This is a genomic window from Bacillus sp. P4_D3 (assembly GCF_056401855.1).
The window spans coordinates 1-1453 of the sequence record NZ_JBFUIN010000751.1 but is presented as its reverse complement, the minus strand read 5'-3'; the positions used below and the strand labels follow the sequence as shown (position 1 = coordinate 1453).

The 1453-nt window shown below is 35.9% G+C and carries 1 protein-coding gene; it reads left to right on the top strand.

The genetic code is table 11. From position 1 onward, the window contains the following. The coding region (fliI, locus tag AC1DTM_RS26305) for a flagellar protein export ATPase FliI (RefSeq protein ID WP_477001265.1) at positions 1–1265 on the top strand (1265 nt) is incomplete at its 5' end. Positions 1266–1453: the final 188 nt, after the last annotated feature.

Genomic DNA, 1453 nt, shown 5'->3' with positions numbered 1-1453 from the left:
CGTTTATTGAAACGCCGTTTTATACGAAAGTTGGCAAAGTTCATAGTGTACAAGAGCAGTTTTTTGTAGCGAAAGGTCCGAAAGCGAAGATTGGAGATGTTTGTCTCGTTGGAGAACATAGCGTCTTATGTGAAGTTATTGCAATTGAAAAAGAAAATAATATGTTACTACCATTTGAACAGACAGAAAAAGTATGTTACGGAGATTCAGTTACATTAATTGCAGAAGATGTCGTTGTGCCCCGTGGTAATCATTTGCTTGGAAAAGTGTTAAGTGCAAATGGCAAAGTGTTAAACGAAGAGGCTGAAAATATTCCAGTGCAAAAAATAAAATTAGATGCACCGCCGATTCATGCATTTGAGCGTGAAGAAATTACAGATGTATTTGAAACGGGAATTAAATCGATTGATTCTATGTTAACGATTGGGATCGGGCAAAAGATTGGTATTTTCGCAGGATCGGGTGTTGGTAAATCTACATTACTTGGAATGATTGCGAAAAACGCAAAAGCTGATATTAACGTTATTAGTTTAGTAGGTGAGCGTGGCCGGGAAGTAAAAGACTTTATTCGAAAAGAATTAGGCGAAGAAGGTATGAAAAAAAGCGTCGTTGTTGTAGCGACGTCAGATGAAAGTCACCTTATGCAACTGCGTGCGGCTAAGCTTGCAACGTCGATTGCCGAATATTTCCGTGATCAAGGTAATAATGTACTACTTATGATGGATTCAGTTACTCGTTTTGCCGACGCTCGCCGAAGTGTTGACATTGCAGTCAAAGAATTACCAATCGGTGGTAAAACACTCTTAATGGAAAGTTATATGAAAAAGTTATTAGAGCGATCCGGAAAAACACAAAAAGGGGCAATAACAGGTATTTATACAGTGCTAGTTGATGGTGACGATTTAAATGGTCCTGTACCAGATTTAGCTCGTGGTATTTTAGATGGACATATTGTATTAAAACGTGAGCTCGCAACTCTTAGTCATTACCCTGCCATTTCCGTACTAGATTCGGTGAGTAGGATTATGGAAGAAATCGTATCGCCGAATCATTGGCAACTTGCAAATGAAATGAGAAAAATTTTATCTATTTATAAAGAAAATGAATTGTATTTTAAACTAGGAACAATTCAAGAAAATGAAGAAAATGCTTATATTTTTGAATGTAAAAATAAAGTAGAAGCTATAAATATGTTTTTAAAACAAGGTCGAACGGATAGTTTTCATTTTGAAGATGTTGTCCAAGCGATGCACCATATTGTATAAGATCTCGCCCTTTGAGGTCTTATTTTTTTGTTTTTAATATTTCACAGATTTTTTTGTAAAAAAACTATATAATAGAAAAAGGGGAACGTTATAATAGGAAGGGGCTATGAAAACGGGTGGATAAGCAGCAGTACGACACGATAAAATTGCAGATTAATCAAGAGAAAGAACAAATCTTGAAAGAAGTG